The organism is Shewanella sp. DW31 (genome assembly GCF_015767295.1).
Lineage (GTDB): Bacteria > Pseudomonadota > Gammaproteobacteria > Enterobacterales > Shewanellaceae > Shewanella > Shewanella oncorhynchi.
In genome coordinates, this window is record NZ_JADWMP020000001.1 from 133,320 (window position 1) to 149,467 (window position 16,148).

The window sequence follows — 16,148 nt, forward strand, 5'->3', positions numbered from 1 at the left end:
GATTAATAACGCGATGAAGGATTCAGATATTTTACTGTTGGCAGAAGAAGGCGAGTCAGCATCCGAGGTATCCGCTCGCAAAAAAGCCCTGCTACTTGGTCGCCAATTAGGGCTCGCCAGTGAGCAAGAATATCGCCCTGCGAACGCCTCAATTGCCGAGCGAGCTCAACATAGAGCACGCAAGTTATCGAGCGAATATCAGGCCAATGTGGAAACCATTTTTGCCTTAGCCCTCAGTTATACCCACTCAGATGTCACTGGGGTCGATCTTGATCCCGATTGGAGCCATCAATTTTTCTTGATGGCGGAACAAATCCATAACCGTAAGATGCAAGATTTGTGGGCTCGGATATTGTCGAGCGAGATAGTCAATCCGGGAAACTTCAGTCTACGTACCCTAGCGCTGCTCAAGCAACTGACTCACAGGGAAGCACAAATTCTTGAAAAAGCCCTTGGCATGGCGGCGAAAGTAAATAACGAGCAGCGCCTAAAACTCATCAGTGGCTACCGCTTGTCGGGTGGGATTGGCCAGTATTTCCGTAAAAGCACCTCAGTCAATTTAGGCTTATCCCAGTTTGGGCTACCTTATTCCAGTATTTTGACCTTAGTCGATGCGGGAATACTTCACAGCAGTGAGTTCGAAACCGGCCTACTCAATAACAAAACACCGATTCAATTTGCCCTACAAGGCATACAAATGAAGCTTACGCCCAAGAGCGGTAATCTGCTTTTTAGCTATTATCGCTTAACACCGATTGGTGATGAACTCGCCCAACTCGTGCAACCTAAGCCGGATCAAGAATACTTGAAGGCTCTGCAGCTCTTATTTGCTAAAGACTTTAAAATAGAATAATGCTCACGCCATAAAAAATTATGAATCAATGGTATAGGCGGTAAAGCCCGGGAATAACAAAGGAGCCTAAAGGCTCCTTTTAAGCAAGATAAGGGCTAAATGTTAAGCTAGCGCTTTTGCCTTATCGGCATTGATAACATTGATTGCCGTCAGATAATCAATTAAGGCGCGTACTTGAGTCACTAAATCGCCTTTGCTGGTATCTATGGTTAACTCGGCGGCCAATGGCGCTTCATAGGGTGATGAAATACCAGTGAAATTGCTAATCTCGCCACTGCGCGCTTTCACATATAACCCCTTAGGGTCACGCTGCTCGCACACACTCAAAGGCGTAGCTACATGCACTTCAATAAACTGCCCCGCAGGAAAACGGGCACGAATACCATCACGTTCTTCACGGGTCGGTGATATAAATGCTGACAATACCACAAGCCCCGCATCCACCATCAATTTAGCCACTTCGCCCACACGACGCAGGTTCTCATCACGGTCTTCAACCGTAAACCCTAAATCTTTACACAGGCCATGGCGCACATTATCACCATCGAGCAAATAAGTGTGGAATCCCGCCTCAAATAACGCCCGCTCTAATGCACCCGCCAGTGTTGACTTGCCCGCGCCAGAAAGTCCGGTAAACCAAAGTAGTACTGGGTTTTGGCCTTTCTGCTCGGCTCTGGCGGCTTGGTCTACAGGATGTTGATGCCACACGATATTTGTCATAAAAACTCCTCAATCCCCATGTTGACTAACCGCTAACATAAGGGCAATAAACTCAAGCTAATCACTAAAATGGAAAGATGATCGGCACCATAAATATCACTATCAGGGAATACAGCACAGATAACGGCAATCCAAGGCGGACAAAGTCACTGAAGCGATAATTACCCGCATTAAATACCATCAAATTGGTCTGATAGCCGTAGGGTGAAATAAAGCTCGCGCTGGCACCAAAGACAACGGCCATAATAAAGGGCCTTGCATCGACACCGTAATTAAGCGCAATCGCGTAAGCGATAGGGAACGCCAGCGCCGCCGCTGCGTTATTGGTCACCAGTTCAGTCAGCAATAAGGTCATTAAATACACGCCGACAAAAGCGCCAAATACCCCATAACCGTTAATAACTGAGAGTAATCCTTGGGCTAAACTGTTCGCAAGGCCTGTACTCATCATCAAGTTGGCAAGCCCTAATGCACTCCCCACGATCACCACTAATTCCAATGGGAAACGGCGTTTAAGCTCAGCCAGCGTGACTGCGCCTATGGCAAAATAACTGAGCAGCAATATCACTAAACCCTTAGCCAAGGGTAATATGCCAGTGACACTCAGGATGATCGTTGCCGCAAAGCCCAGCAATACCCAACGACCACGACGACTGTCTAGACGCACATTCAAATCTAAGCCGCTAATCGCCGCAAACTCTGAACTCAGCTTTGCGCTATTGCTAAAACCATCACCTGGTGTCAATAACAACACATCACCGGGTTGCAGAATAATGTCACCGAGTCCGCCCTTCAGCGGATGATTTCCGCGGCGAATGGCCATCACAGCCGCATCAAATTGCTCACGAAAACGCGATGCTTTCAACGAACTGCCCACTAAACTGGATGACGGTGCGAGTACGGCTTCAACTAAATTTTGTCCTTTGGCTTGATGTTTACCAAACCAATCTAAACCATCGAATTGGTGCAATAACTCAACCGATTCCACCGCGCCACTAAAGCGCAGCACGTCGTCCGCTTGCAACACTAACTGGGGCGGCACAGGGCAAATACAAATGCCACTGCGTTCTAATTCAACTAGATATAACTTTTTCAGCGCCCTAAGTTTATTATCCACCACACTGCGACCGACCAAGGACGAACCTTTCGCCACATGGGCTTCGAGCAAATATGGCAGCGCTTCTTCACCTGATTCTTCCCGTCTGTCGGGCAGAATGTTCGCCAGTAAGGTCAGTAACAAGATGCCTGCGACGACGATCACCACTGCAACTGGCGTAAACTCGAAGAACCCTAAGGCGGGTAAGCCGGCGTTTTCTACAAAGGAGTTCACAATCAAGTTGGTCGAGGTACCAATCAGGGTCAGTGTGCCACCTAAAATTGCCGCATAATTTAACGGCAATAATAACTTAGCCGGCGCGTGTGCCTGATTGCGGCGCACAACACCAATCAGTGATGCCACGACCGCAGTGTTATTGGTAAATGACGACAGCAAAGCCGTCGAAAAACCGAGCTTTGCCATTGTCATAGGCAAAGAACTATTGCCTATGACTTGACTCAACTTTCCCAGCAGGGACGTTTTTTCTAATGCTGTCGCGGCCAACACCAAGAGGACCAGCGTGACTAAGCCAATATTGGTAAAGCTTGTTAATGCGGTATCGAGCGCAACCATGCCAAGCAAATAACAGAGCAAAAATGCAAATAAAAACAATACCGCTGGATTGATACGGCCGCTAATTAAGCCAGCCACAAGCCCTAACAAAATAATCGCTAATAGCCACAAGTCACTCACAAATTAAGCTCCAAGCTTAGTGATATCTATCGCTTGCCAATGGGGGAAGTGTTTACGCACTAAGGCATTAAACTCGACTTCAAAGGCACTAAATTGTGACGCTGTTTGCTTGTTAACATGTTGACCCGACACCACCATAACCGCGGCAACCGTCGCATTACTCAGGCGGTCGATTAAGATCATTCCGCCGGTATCGCGTACTAACGAATATGCATCAAACACTATGTCTTCGGTCAGTTCTAAGGTCACACGCGCAATGGCGTTTAACCCAAGAGTGTCCGTCGCACTGCGTGCTAAGGTATTAACGTCAACCACATAATCGATAGCAGTCACAGAAGCTTGCGTCTTCTTACCGGCCACTTTGATGTCGTATAACTGACCGAGTTGTAATGGCTTTTCATCCATCCACACTATATCAGCGCTGATCACGTTAGCGACGGCTGGCGCAGAATCGGGTTTTGCCAGTAAATCGCCACGGGAAATATCAATTTCATCTTCCAGCGTGATAGTCACAGCTTGGCCTGCAACCGCTTCTTGTATGTCACCATCGAAGGTCACAATACGTTCAACCTTGCTGCGTTTGCCCGATGGCAAAGCGACTAACTCGTCGCCAACATTAATGATGCCAGAGGCTAACGTGCCCGCAAAACCGCGAAAATCTAAGTGAGGGCGCGACACATATTGCACAGGGAAACGCACAGGCAATGAGCAGAGTTCACGCTGAGTATCAATGGTTTCTAGCAGTTCAAGCAGTGTACCGCCTTGATACCATGGGCTTTGGGTGCTGCGCTCAACCACGTTGTCACCATTAAGCGCCGATAACGGCACAAAGTGGATATCGAGATTACCGAAGTCTTTAACGAAATCCGTAAAATCGGCACGAATACGGTTAAATACTTGCTCGTCAAACCCAAGCAAATCCATCTTATTCACGGCCACAACAAAGTGACGAATACCCAGTAATGACGCGATAAACGCATGGCGCTTAGTCTGAGTCTGCACGCCGTAGCGGGCATCGACTAAAATCACCGCTAAATCACAGGTTGATGCACCCGTTGCCATGTTGCGAGTGTACTGCTCATGCCCTGGTGTATCGGCGATGATGAACTTGCGCTTATCACTTGAAAAATAACGATAAGCCACATCGATAGTGATGCCCTGCTCGCGCTCAGCTTGTAGGCCATCCACCAGCAAGGCTAAGTCAATGGCTTCACCTGTGGTGCCCATCTTGGCACTGTCGCTCTTGAGGCTCGCTAATTGATCTTCATAGATCTGGGCGCTGTCGTGTAACAGACGGCCGATTAAGGTACTTTTACCATCGTCGACACTGCCACAGGTTAACAAGCGCAGTAAGCCTTTGTGCTGCTGCAGGGCTAGATATTCTTTCACACCATGGAGGGTAATTTCTGCCGCCATGAGATTGGTTTTATTGACCGCTTTGTCCATCATATTCTCACTCTTGATCTGCTTGGCTGAAGGTCGCGCTGATTAGCGCCACCTTCGCGAAATAGGGTTAACCCTGTAGAGATTAGAAGTAGCCTTGACGCTTCTTCTGCTCCATAGAGGCGCTTTGATCTGAGTCGATCAATCGGCCCTGACGTTCGCTCGAACGGGTTAACAGCATTTCTTCAATAATCTTTTCTAGACTGTCGGCCTCAGAATACATGGCGGCCGTGAGTGGGTAGCAACCTAAGGTTCTAAAACGCACCACTTCTTCTTTAATCTGCTCGCCCTCGGCTAACTTCATCCGCTCGTCATCGGCCATGATTAACTGACCACCGCGCTCAACCACTTTACGTTTAGCAGCAAAGTACAAAGGCACTAACTCAATGTTTTCTTGATAAATATATTGCCAAATATCCAGCTCAGTCCAGTTAGATAATGGGAACACGCGAATACTTTCGCCCTTGTTCACTGCGCCGTTATAGGTGCGCCATAATTCTGGACGTTGGTTTTTAGGGTCCCATCTGTGGTGACGGTCGCGGAAGGAATACACGCGCTCTTTGGCGCGGGATTTTTCTTCATCGCGGCGAGCCCCACCGAAAGCCGCATCGAAACCATATTGGTTAAGTGCTTGCTTTAATCCTTGAGTTTTCATGATGTCAGTGTGTTTCGCACTGCCATGGTCGAAGGGGTTAATCCCCTGTGCCAACCCTTCTGGGTTAATGTGTGTCAGTAACTCGAAGCCAAATTTCTTTGCCTGCGCATCACGGAACGCGATCATCTCTTTGAATTTCCAACCTGTGTCGACATGCAGCAACGGAAACGGGATCTTGCCAGGATAAAAGGCTTTACGCGCTAAGTGCAACATAACGGAAGAATCTTTCCCGATGGAATACAACATCACAGGATTATCGAATTCGGCTGCAACTTCACGAATGATCTGGATGCTCTCTGCTTCCAGTTGTTGTAAGTGGCTTAGTTCACGCCCGGCCATACTATTCTCCGTTACCTTAAATTCGCCGTGTTACCACAGCATGGATTAGCTTAATTTATTTAATATTTTTAAATACTTAATAGCTTTAACTGTTTGCGGCTTAGCTTATCGACGCGCCCGAGACTCTAACCGATTGAGTCTGTTCATCGCTGACCTGAGTCGATTCAATCGCTTCAGGTTTGAACCAATGCAAGGCGTCACTCAGCGTGACGACTTCACCTATGATCATCAAAGCTGGCATTTGTAATTCTGGATCGGCGGCAAGCTGTTCAAGCTCACCTAAACGGCCGATAAAACGACGTTGCTCTTTAGTGGTCGCCTTTGACACTATCGCCACGGGTGTTTCAGGGCTTCGGCCCGCATCGACTAGACCTTGGCGAATAATGCCTGCGTTCAGAATCCCCATATACACGACTAAAGTATTGTTAGGATTAGCATAACCTTGCCAATCCATAGGGCGACTCTCTAACTGACAATGGCCAGTGATAAAAGTGACGCCTTGGGCATGGTCTCTGTGGGTTAGGGGAATTCCCGCATAGGCTGACGTGCCGCTGGCAGCGGTAATGCCGGGAACGACTTCAAACTCAACCCCAGCTTCGACTAAAGTTTGTAACTCTTCGCCCCCGCGGCCGAAAATAAAAGGATCGCCACCTTTAAGGCGCACCACATTTTTACGAGTGTAGGCTTTAGTGACAAGTAACTGATTAATCTCGTCCTGTGCGGCGCTATGCTTGCCCGCACGTTTACCTACGGCAATCTTCTCAGCGTCTTTGGGAATAAGATCGAGGATATCTTGGCTGACTAAAGCGTCGTATAGCACTGCATCAGCAGTTTTAAGGATGCGCCATGCCTTTAACGTCAATAGCTCAACGTCGCCGGGACCTGCACCCACCAGCCAGACTTTGCCTTTGGCCGCTTGGCCCGGTAAAGAGAAAATTTCCATCAGAATCCCCAAGATCACTTTAGTCTGTAGAAATATAGCGCGTCTTATATTCCATAATAAATAGATAATTATTAGTTTTTATATCATTTAGATATAAAAGAATAAGTGACCACTCACTTAAAGTGGGGAAAACCTTAGGTTTCAAAATCAAAAATGCCCTAAATCCAAGTTAACCCATTGAAATGAAAATGACTTAATAAGATTAAGCGAATTGCATCAAAATAATTTCTGTCCGCTAAGTGCATGATTTTGGCACTATGTTATTGCCAAAAATTCTACCTAAACATGTCTCTATGGGACTAAAAATGGCTGACTACAAGATTTGTCATTAAGTGACACAGGATTTTTCCATAACCATAAATTCACTTTCTAATGTTAAGCTGGAAATAACTATCTTTGTTGAGTACGACTGACAAATAAATAAACACATCAAGGAGGGCAGATGAAACCACTTTACTCAGGTATTGCATTGGCAGGGCTATTAGCCTGTACGGACATAAATGCCGAAGAATCATTAGTCAAAGGAAGAGTAAAAGATGAACTTGCCACGGCGGATCTACCTTTTGTGATTACGCCACATAAAGTGAATTACCTTTTACCAGTCACCTACAGCCCAGATCCCAACATGGCACCTTTCACCGAAGATGCAATACTCAACCCCTATTCATTAGATGAGTTTGAGGCTAAGTTCCAAATCAGTTTTAAATTTCCTATTTGGTACAATGTGTTTGGTGATAATGGCCATTTATTTTTTGCTTACACCAATCAATCCTATTGGCAGGTTTATAACAAAGACACTTCATCACCGTTTAGGGAAACCAATCACGAGCCTGAAGTCTTTATGCTGTTTAATAACGATTGGAAAATTGGCAGTGTGACCAATTCCTTTTGGGGATTTGGTGCCGTACATCAATCGAATGGTAAAGCAGGGCCACTTTCCCGCAGTTGGAATCGCCTCTATGCCACTATGATTTTTGATGCAGGCCCACTCGCCTTCTCCACCAAAGTGTGGTGGCGTATTCCTGAAGATGAAAAAACAGATCCATATAAAGCCAGCGGCGACGATAACCCTAATATTGATGACTATATAGGTAAAGCAGAGTTTATTGGCGTTTATGGTATCGATGAACATAGATTCACTTTAACCGTTAAAACGAATCTAGAAGATATCGACAGAGGCTCAGCAGAACTGACTTGGAGTCATCCTATCGTCGGCAACTTACGCTTTTATACTCAATACTTTAATGGTTATGGCGAAAGCCTAATCGATTACAACTATCACAATCAACGTATTGGTATCGGAATTTCACTCAACGATATTCTTTAAGAAAGATATACCCACTTGATCCCGCTATTTAAGATTGTTTGGGTATATAAAGTGACTAAGTACAAAAAACGACCATAATTTGCTGCTAATCTACCAAACCTGCTGCTAAATTGCTCAGATGGACCTGAGTTTATGGCTCAGCGGGACGATTTACATTGATCCGAATGGCATTTAAGCCGATAGTCGCACACCTTTTTGTGCCCTGAAGCCGCGCCTTAACATCATGGAGGAATATGAGTTTTAGCTACCGCAGCATAGTCATGCTACTCAGTGTCATTATTTTCGCGAGCTTACTTAAGCTCGCGTTTTTCGCTGTGCCAAAAGATAGCGCTGCACCAGTGCTGAATGCACAAGAGGTACGCCAAGATCTCTATGCCTTATTGGATCAAATCGAGCAACACTCAGCGTTTTATGCCTTAACGGCCGACAAAGCCAACCCGCAGCTTAAATTTATGGCTAGCCTTATTGTTGAACAGTATCAAGATATTACTCCCAATGATCGCTTTGCTGCTGAAGTCACTAAATTACTCAATACCCTCAAAGATCCAGGCGCTCAAGTGCATAACTTCGACGATCAAAGCGGCGATCTCCCGTTAACGCTAAGGCCAGTCAACGACCAATGGTTAGCCTTGGATAACGGTAATAATCCAGTCAACAACGACTTCCCCTTTATCACTCATATCGATGGTTTACCTATGAGCAAATGGGTAGCGACCAGTCAAGCCTACTTACCTGAGCCGGCAAAACAAAGTCAAGAAATGCAGTTACCTTGGCTGAAAAAACTTAACCTACTGCGCGAAGACTTAGGACTCAGCATAAAGCCCTATGTAGTCATTACGCTAATTAATGATGATCTGCAAAGCCAGCAGGTGACTCTCGCCCTGCCAAGCCATAAACCGCAAGTTCAATTAGCAACTATCAGTGAAAAAGACGAGACTCAAGATATTAATGTGCTCGAGTTTATTAACCAATTATCTCAATTTGAGCGCACCGAATTTCAAGACATGCCAAATCAATTAGAGACGGTCAACAATACGACGGTCAAACTTAAGATCAGCGATCTCTACGCCTTTGAATTAGATAAAGAACAACAGCAAGAACTGCTCAAAGGCATGACACATCCCTTACTGATCATTGATTTACGTGATGCCAGTGGCTTTAGTCCGAAATTATTGACTATACTGTCGCGATATCAAGATGCGGATTTAAATAACACTTTAGCACCTAACGTGATGGGATTTGCGCACTATCGCCGCTCACCAGAGCTGAGAAATGATTATCTACAGCCGCTCAATTTTATGCCTCTGGATGCGTTAGAGTACAGTCCTCCTAGGCTCAAATCTCTCACCCGTAACTTACCCTCTGTCGATAAAGAGAAATTCAGCCCTTGGTATGTTCGCACTAAGCCTGCGGTGGCTCCTGAAGGGCGAAATCGCTTAGCGCTACTCGTGAGTCCCCATTGTCGCCAAGAATGCGAGTGGATTGCCTATCGTACTAAATCTTGGTCTAGGGCAAATTTGATTGGTGAAAAAACCTCAGGCGACTTTGCACGTCAGTATCATTTCAAACTGCCAAACAGTGGATTAAACATAAGATTCAGCAGTTCGTTAACCTATGATGCACAGGGGAGACTCCTGTCCGGTATTGGGACTGAACCGGATATTTTGCTCCCTCAGAACAGTGATATTCAATGGCAAGGGCTCGTTAGTTTAATGCGCTCCGCCAAGCCCAAAGCGCAACTTGTTCTGCCAGCACAGCACACTAAGTTGGCTCAAGCTAAGCTAAATTAAGCCAAAAAAAGAGCCAGCAATCTGCTGGCTCATTTCAAACAAATATGAGTTTACTAACGCATTACTTCTTTTCAGTCGCTTTAGAATTGGCGACTGAACCTATGACCAAGCCTTGCTTATTCACATCGAAGCTCATTTGAACTCGCATGTTGTAATCTTTAAGCATTTGCATTTCTTCAGGGATCGGCTCACCGCTCATTTCTAACAGTGTAAGCACTGGCGTAAACATCTTGCCGTAATCAGCAGACAAGCTGTACATGCCATTAGCTGACAGTTTCTCGCCTGCTAATTTGTTGGCTAAAGCCAAGCCTTTATCACCGCTATACACCACTAAATGTTGGCCTTTAATCGCCAGCATTGGCTTAACACCTAACTCTGGAGGCAACATCAATATTGGAGATAAATCAGTAGCATCGCCGTTATCGGCTAATTGCACTTCAGCCAGCATAGGGGCGAAAGGTTTGACCATATTAAACAACATGGATGGGTTTTCGGCGCTGAGGCTGACTAAAGCATCTAAGCTTTCTAACTTAGGCTCTTGATCTTGTGTGCTCATTTTAAAATCGAGCAATGAAACGCTCATGCCTTTCACACCGTTAGCCATGCCAGTGAACATGCCTAGCATAGCTGGGCTCTGTTGGCTCAACTCAGCCTGCAACTCTGCCAATGGTGCACAGGTCAGTTGTGGCTTTTGCAGATCATCCCAAATAGCCGTTAATGAAGGGGTAATTTCATTGATATCTAAACCTATACCCATGGAGAAGATAGTGCTGTCGATATCCGCCAGATGCGATGGAATAAAACCACGCATCTTTTGCATTGCCGCAAGAATAGGTTGATTCTTCGTTTCGACAACAAATGAAGCCGCCATATGGCTTTCTTTTTCAGTCACAGAAAACGCCGTTAAACCAGCAACAGTACGCGGCCAGTTAGCGGCAATCGCGGTCAGTTCGGTACGACATTCTGGTGTTCTGATTTGAGCTAATGGATCTTCACCCGCACTTTCATCAGCAAAAAATTGAGTCAGTTGCTTAGCTAGCATATTGCTATCTGCAGAGGTCAATGCCTTTACAATTTCCACATGGTTAATAAAGCTAATACTGTCATCTTTAAAACCATGGGTCTTAATAATATCTTCTAATATGCCAGAAGCGGCTAATGACTGCGGCGCCTTCTTAATACCAAATGCCATTTCTAATAACTCAGGCTCGGTAATAGAGGTGCTGAAAGTCATCGTTAATATGCCATCTTTCTGGGCAAATAGCAGTTCTGCTTTCTCTGCTGAGCTTTCATCCGATAGTGCATAAGCGCGATAATCAACATCGCCCACTTTACGCATTTCGTGGGTTACACCACTGTCTTTTTCGGCTTTATCTAATACAGCCCAAAATGCTTCGGCCTGATTAACATCAATCTTTAATACTGGCAAAGCACCTAAAGTATAAATATAAGGTTTAACTTCATCGGGGAAACCGAAGGTTTTTAACAGTAAGGCAGGATCTTTCATCCCATCCATATACTGCTGATAAATGCTAACGAAGAACTTGCCCATAGGGCTATCCTGCACACCGAGTTCATCAAGCGTGTTACTTGGATATTGCTGATAATTTCCAGAAATAGACTGTAAATACGCTTTTAACGGGAAGGGTTTTAACTGGCCCGAAAATATCGGCGTATCGGCAGGCACATAGTCGAGCAAAGGATTAGCAGAGGCACTAGAACCCGCGCCATTCTGCATATACCAATAACCACCAGCACCTGCTGCAATAATTGCCGCGGCAATCACAATCTTTTTCATTTAAGAAACTCCATTTAATGACATTCAATTTTATGAAAACAATACCTAAAGAACTCACCTTAGGTATTTAAATATTTATCCGCTCTTACATATCCCTTACGCAGATAATGCAAAATCAGAAAACGCAACGACTCAGCCCTACGCAATACAAACCCAGTTTAAAATGCTTAGGCTAAGCGAAACTAAGGTATAAAATTTTCCCGATAATTTAACATTAAACCGACACAGAAGCGAACAGGATAGGAGTTCGCAGCATTAAAAACGCATTAGAATTAACGTTTATTAAACATAACTCCAATCTTATTTCAATTCGGTAATAAAACATCTCAAAGTCATCGACGATTAAGCAAAGAACTCAATGACAAATTAAGATCATCTCACTCAAACTAACTCACCAGAGCGTCATCGTGCTTCGTGGACTTTTTTAAGCGTGACGTCACCTAGCTGACGCATTTGCTTACGGATCCAAGCTGAGCGCTGCTGCACATAGGATGACGGTGGAGACACCTTATAGCGCCAAGGATTGGGTAAAATGGCTGCGAGTAATGAGGCCTCGTATTGGGTAAGTTTTGCCGCTGACTTTCCAAAATAATGCTTTGATGCCGCTTCGGCGCCATAAATGCCTGGGCCAAATTCTACAATATTTAAATACACTTCAAGAATACGCGACTTATCCCAAGTCAACTCCATCAATAACGTAAACCAAGCTTCCAATCCCTTACGAAAGAAACTGCGACTCGACCACATAAAAAGGTTTTTCGCCGCCTGCTGACTTAAGGTACTTGCCCCACGGACTTTAGTGCCTTTTTGGTTGTATTTCAGTGCCGAACTTATCGCGGCTAAATCGAATCCAGTATGCTCAACAAAACGTTGATCTTCCGCAGCAATCACAGCCAATTGTAATTCGGGAGAAATTTGCGCTAAATCGCGCCATTGATGCCTGATCTCACCGATAGGTGCAGGTGGAAATAAGGCACGCTCGATACGCCAAGTCCACATAGGAGGATCGACGAATCGTAGTAGGATCACTAATAAAATTGAGCAAATAAATGCCCAAACTAATCCCTTAAATAACCAAGACAATAAACGACGAAAACCACGCTTTCGTCTCTGAGGTGCTGGGTCACTCGACTTATTAACACTTGGACGCCTGACATGATCTCGCATCGCATATAAAGGGGTCGTCATTTATACCATCTCATCCACACACTCTCATTTCTTGTTTCTCATCTATCCAGTCAAGCCATCCCATTGCAAGGATTCTTTGGGGCAACCTAGGCTTACAGAAAATATTCTAAAGCTTTACGCGAGTTGCAAGCTGATCATGCTACGAGAATAGAGGAAACACCAAGGATATCTTACTCGATAATCAAAGATAGGTTGAGAAATAACCATAACAAGAACAAATCACTATTGAAGATTGACTGGAGTCGACTTAACTTGACCTCGGCAGCTTTGACGACAGCTGACCGAGGTAATGATGGCTGATTAACGAGAGCTAGCAAGTCAATCAAACTGCTTGATACTCGCAGGTGCGAGTCAGGTTTTCAACGCTTTCACTGCATCCAATTAAGCCATATCGATACACAGCAAACCCAGCCCATAAATACCGATATACAACAACTTAACCTCATAAAAGACATGAATCATGTCAATTAACGCAGTAAAACGCTTCAAAACCATCTACGGGAACTTCAAAATATAGCGCAGGCTTAACCAATGTGCATAACTCTGTGAGTAAAAATGTACAACATTTTTAGCATTTAAAAATGAATGCAAACTAACTCTATGAATATCAATCTATCTTAGTTAAATGATGCTTAAATGACATCACTTAACTTCCTCGGCAATCCAGAGTATTAAATTCACCCCAAACCCCACCTACCTTAAAATGATAAAAAAACGCCCCAAACTAAGTTGAGGCGTTTAATATTTAAAATCAATAAAATGACTAGATATCGTAGTGCAAACCACACTCACGTTGTAGGCCATTAAAGCGAGTTTCTTCCTCTGTCATACCTAATTCGAGTGGTTTACTCGAATGGGTATCCCCCACAGAAACATAGCCTTGGTCCCAAAGTGGATGGTACGGCAAATCAAATTGAGTCAGATAGAGGTGCACATCTTTATTCGACCACTCGATAATCGGCAGTAACTTAAAGCGCGTGCCATGAATCGCCAGTATCGGCAACGCCTCACGGGTACTGGCTTGGCTGCGTCTCAGCCCTGCAAACCAAGTGCCTACCTCAAGCTCGGCTAAAGCGCGTTGCATAGGCTCAACTTTGTTTAACCGGTTGTATTGCTCTAGTCCGTTTACCCCTTGCTCCCACAACTGGCCAAAGCGCGCCTCTTGCCATGCCGATGTCATCACTGCTTGGTACACTTTTAAATTCAGTGATAAACGCTCTGTCAGCTCGTCGATAAACTGATAAGTCTCAGGGAATAAATAACCCGTATCCGTGAGAATAACCGGAATATTCGCCTGTGCCTGACTCACCATATGCAGCATTACAGCGGCTTGGATCCCAAAACTTGAGGACAGCGCATGATTACCGGGCAAATAAGTTAAGCCCCATAGCACTCGCTCTTGTGCGCTTAATCCACCTAAGAACTGATTAATACGTTCAAGCTCTATCGCTTGCTCTGCCTTAGGCGCACTCAATAATGCCTTGAGTTCGGCAGCGCTGACCACAGTCGGCACTTTATCACTGGTTTTTTGGTCAAGATCAGCCATGAAAATCCTTAGCGGCATCAATCACCGCCTTCACTACACCCACGCGGACGGTGAAGTTACCAAAGGTTTCGCCTGCATCACGCTCTACGGCGTAGCGGCCAAACAGGGTATCCAATTCGGCGAGAATGTCCGCCTCTTGGATATTTTCTCTGTGCATCTTGTTCAGACGAGTCCCTTCAAAGCTTGCACCTAAGTACAAGTTATAACGACCCGGCGCCTTACCCACAAGCCCAATTTCAGCGGCAAAAGGACGGGCACAGCCGTTAGGACAACCCGTCATCCGCACCACAATCGCTTGCTCGCTGATGCCGTGTTTTGCCTGTAGCGCATCGATATGATCGATAAACTCAGGGAAATAACGCTCGGCTTCCGCCATCGCTAATGGACACGTCGGCAACGCCACACAGGCAATCGAGTGACCGCGGGTTTGCGTCAACACTTGGCCCAGCAGACCATGTTTACGGGCTAAACCTTCAATGGTGGCTTTATCTTCCGCCGCGACGCCTGCGATGATCATGTTTTGATTCGAGGTCATACGGAAATCGCCCTTGTGAATCTTAGCGATTTCACGCAGCCCCGTTTGCAGGGTCTGGCCTGGTAAATCTTTAATACGACCGCTTTCGATAAATAAGGTTAAATGCCACTTACCGTCAACGCCTTCGACCCAACCATAACGATCGCCGCGATCGCCAATCACTACATCACGCTTAGGTTCAAATTTCACCCCAGCACGTACTTCAACTTCGGCTTTAAATTTCTCATAGCCGTGGTCAACGATTGTGTATTTAAGGCGCGAGCGCTTACGATTAGAGCGATTGCCCCAGTCGCGTTGCACTGTCATGACAGCTTCGGCAAACTTCATCACGTCTTCAGTTTTGATAAAACCAAAGTCGTCAGCCAGACGTGGGAAGGTTTCCACTTCGCCATGGGTCGAGCCCATGCCGCCGCCCGCGGTTAAGTTAAAGCCAACTAGCTCGCCGTTTTCGGCAACAGCAATAAAGCCTAAATCGTTAGTGTAAACGTCAACATCGTTATCGGGAGGAACCGCAACCGCCATTTTGAACTTACGTGGCAGATAGGTTTTGCCATACACAGGTTCGACGGTTTCATCTTCAGTCGAAAGTAACTTTTCTTCATCTAACCAGATTTCGGCGTAGGCGCGAGTGTGGGGTAATAAATGATCAGACAGTTGTTTCGCCACTGCATAGGCCTGCTCGTGCAGTTTCGATTCCACCGGATTGGGGTTACACATCACGTTACGGTTAACGTCACCACAGGCTGCAATCGAATCCAGCGCTTCGCGATCTAAGTCTTGAATAATGGTCTTCAAGTTACGCTTAGGAATACCGTGGTATTGGAAGGTTTGGCGGGTCGTCAAACGAATGCTGTTCGAGCTAGTTAAAGTCGAGGCAATTTTATCTACGCCTAACCATTGCTGCGGAGAACAAATACCGCCAGGTACACGGGCACGCAACATAAAACTATATAAAGGTTCGAGTTTTTGCTCTTTACGTTCATTACGTAAATCGCGGTCATCCTGCTGATAGAAGCCATGGAATTTGATCAGCTGCTGATCGCCGTCACTGAAACTGCCAGTCACAGAAGAATCTAAACCTTCTTTGATAGTCCCGCGCAGGTAATCACTGTCGGTCTTTAGGTATTCGTTTAACGCTAACTTTTGCTCACTCATGGCAACTGCCTCTTCAAATTCGGTTCGCTGGCTGCACAGATCATCACGTGTGCAGCGTTGGCTATTC

General features: G+C 45.6%; 12 protein-coding genes. 3 read left to right on the forward strand and 9 right to left on the reverse strand.

Features of this window, described 5'->3' with window-relative positions; genetic code table 11:
- The first annotated feature begins 13 nt into the window (after positions 1–13).
- The gene (locus GWI56_RS00565; RefSeq protein WP_198571838.1) at positions 14–853 is read left to right on the forward strand and encodes a TIGR03899 family protein; all 840 of its coding nucleotides are present in this window, start codon (positions 14–16) and stop codon (positions 851–853) included.
- A 102-nt stretch (positions 854–955) separates the two neighbouring features.
- On the opposite strand, the gene cysC is transcribed toward GWI56_RS00565, so the two are convergent.
- The 5 genes from cysC to cobA form a co-directional block, all read right to left on the reverse strand.
- Positions 956–1,573, reverse strand: a complete 618-nt coding sequence (cysC, locus tag GWI56_RS00570; RefSeq protein ID WP_105251589.1) for an adenylyl-sulfate kinase — start codon at positions 1,571–1,573, stop codon at positions 956–958.
- A 64-nt stretch (positions 1,574–1,637) separates the two neighbouring features.
- Positions 1,638–3,362 (reverse strand): SLC13 family permease, encoded by a 1,725-nt coding sequence (locus GWI56_RS00575; protein ID WP_198571839.1) that lies wholly within the window; start codon positions 3,360–3,362, stop codon positions 1,638–1,640.
- Positions 3,363–3,365: 3 nt separating this feature from the next.
- Entirely contained in the window at positions 3,366–4,808 is a 1,443-nt protein-coding gene (gene cysN, locus GWI56_RS00580) for a sulfate adenylyltransferase subunit CysN (RefSeq protein WP_198572025.1), read from the reverse strand.
- 82 nt (positions 4,809–4,890) lie between these two features.
- Positions 4,891–5,799, reverse strand: a complete 909-nt coding sequence (gene cysD, locus GWI56_RS00585; RefSeq protein ID WP_105251586.1) for a sulfate adenylyltransferase subunit CysD — start codon at positions 5,797–5,799, stop codon at positions 4,891–4,893.
- 100 nt (positions 5,800–5,899) lie between these two features.
- Positions 5,900–6,742, reverse strand: coding sequence for a uroporphyrinogen-III C-methyltransferase (gene cobA, locus GWI56_RS00590; protein WP_198571840.1), 843 nt, complete (start codon positions 6,740–6,742; stop codon positions 5,900–5,902).
- A gap of 442 nt (positions 6,743–7,184) precedes the next feature.
- Here cobA and GWI56_RS00595 point away from each other — a divergent pair, with 442 nt between their 5' ends.
- Both GWI56_RS00595 and GWI56_RS00600 read left to right on the forward strand, forming a co-directional pair.
- Positions 7,185–8,069, forward strand: coding sequence for a phospholipase A (locus tag GWI56_RS00595; RefSeq protein ID WP_113939007.1), 885 nt, complete (start codon positions 7,185–7,187; stop codon positions 8,067–8,069).
- A gap of 233 nt (positions 8,070–8,302) precedes the next feature.
- Positions 8,303–9,859, forward strand: coding sequence for a S41 family peptidase (locus tag GWI56_RS00600; RefSeq protein WP_198571841.1), 1,557 nt, complete (start codon positions 8,303–8,305; stop codon positions 9,857–9,859).
- Between the two features lie 61 nt (positions 9,860–9,920).
- On the opposite strand, the gene GWI56_RS00605 is transcribed toward GWI56_RS00600, so the two are convergent.
- The 4 genes from GWI56_RS00605 to cysI all read right to left on the reverse strand — a co-directional run bounded on the left by GWI56_RS00605 (position 9,921) and on the right by cysI (position 16,081).
- Positions 9,921–11,657, reverse strand: a complete 1,737-nt coding sequence (locus tag GWI56_RS00605; protein ID WP_105251582.1) for a hypothetical protein — start codon at positions 11,655–11,657, stop codon at positions 9,921–9,923.
- 402 nt (positions 11,658–12,059) lie between these two features.
- Positions 12,060–12,845 (reverse strand): monofunctional biosynthetic peptidoglycan transglycosylase, encoded by a 786-nt coding sequence (gene mtgA, locus GWI56_RS00610; protein WP_198571842.1) that lies wholly within the window; start codon positions 12,843–12,845, stop codon positions 12,060–12,062.
- A gap of 763 nt (positions 12,846–13,608) precedes the next feature.
- Entirely contained in the window at positions 13,609–14,391 is a 783-nt protein-coding gene (locus GWI56_RS00615) for a phosphoadenylyl-sulfate reductase (protein ID WP_198571843.1), read from the reverse strand.
- Entirely contained in the window at positions 14,384–16,081 is a 1,698-nt protein-coding gene (cysI, locus tag GWI56_RS00620; RefSeq protein ID WP_105251579.1) for an assimilatory sulfite reductase (NADPH) hemoprotein subunit, read from the reverse strand. The genes GWI56_RS00615 and cysI overlap by 8 nt, the downstream gene beginning before the upstream one ends.
- Positions 16,082–16,148: the final 67 nt, after the last annotated feature.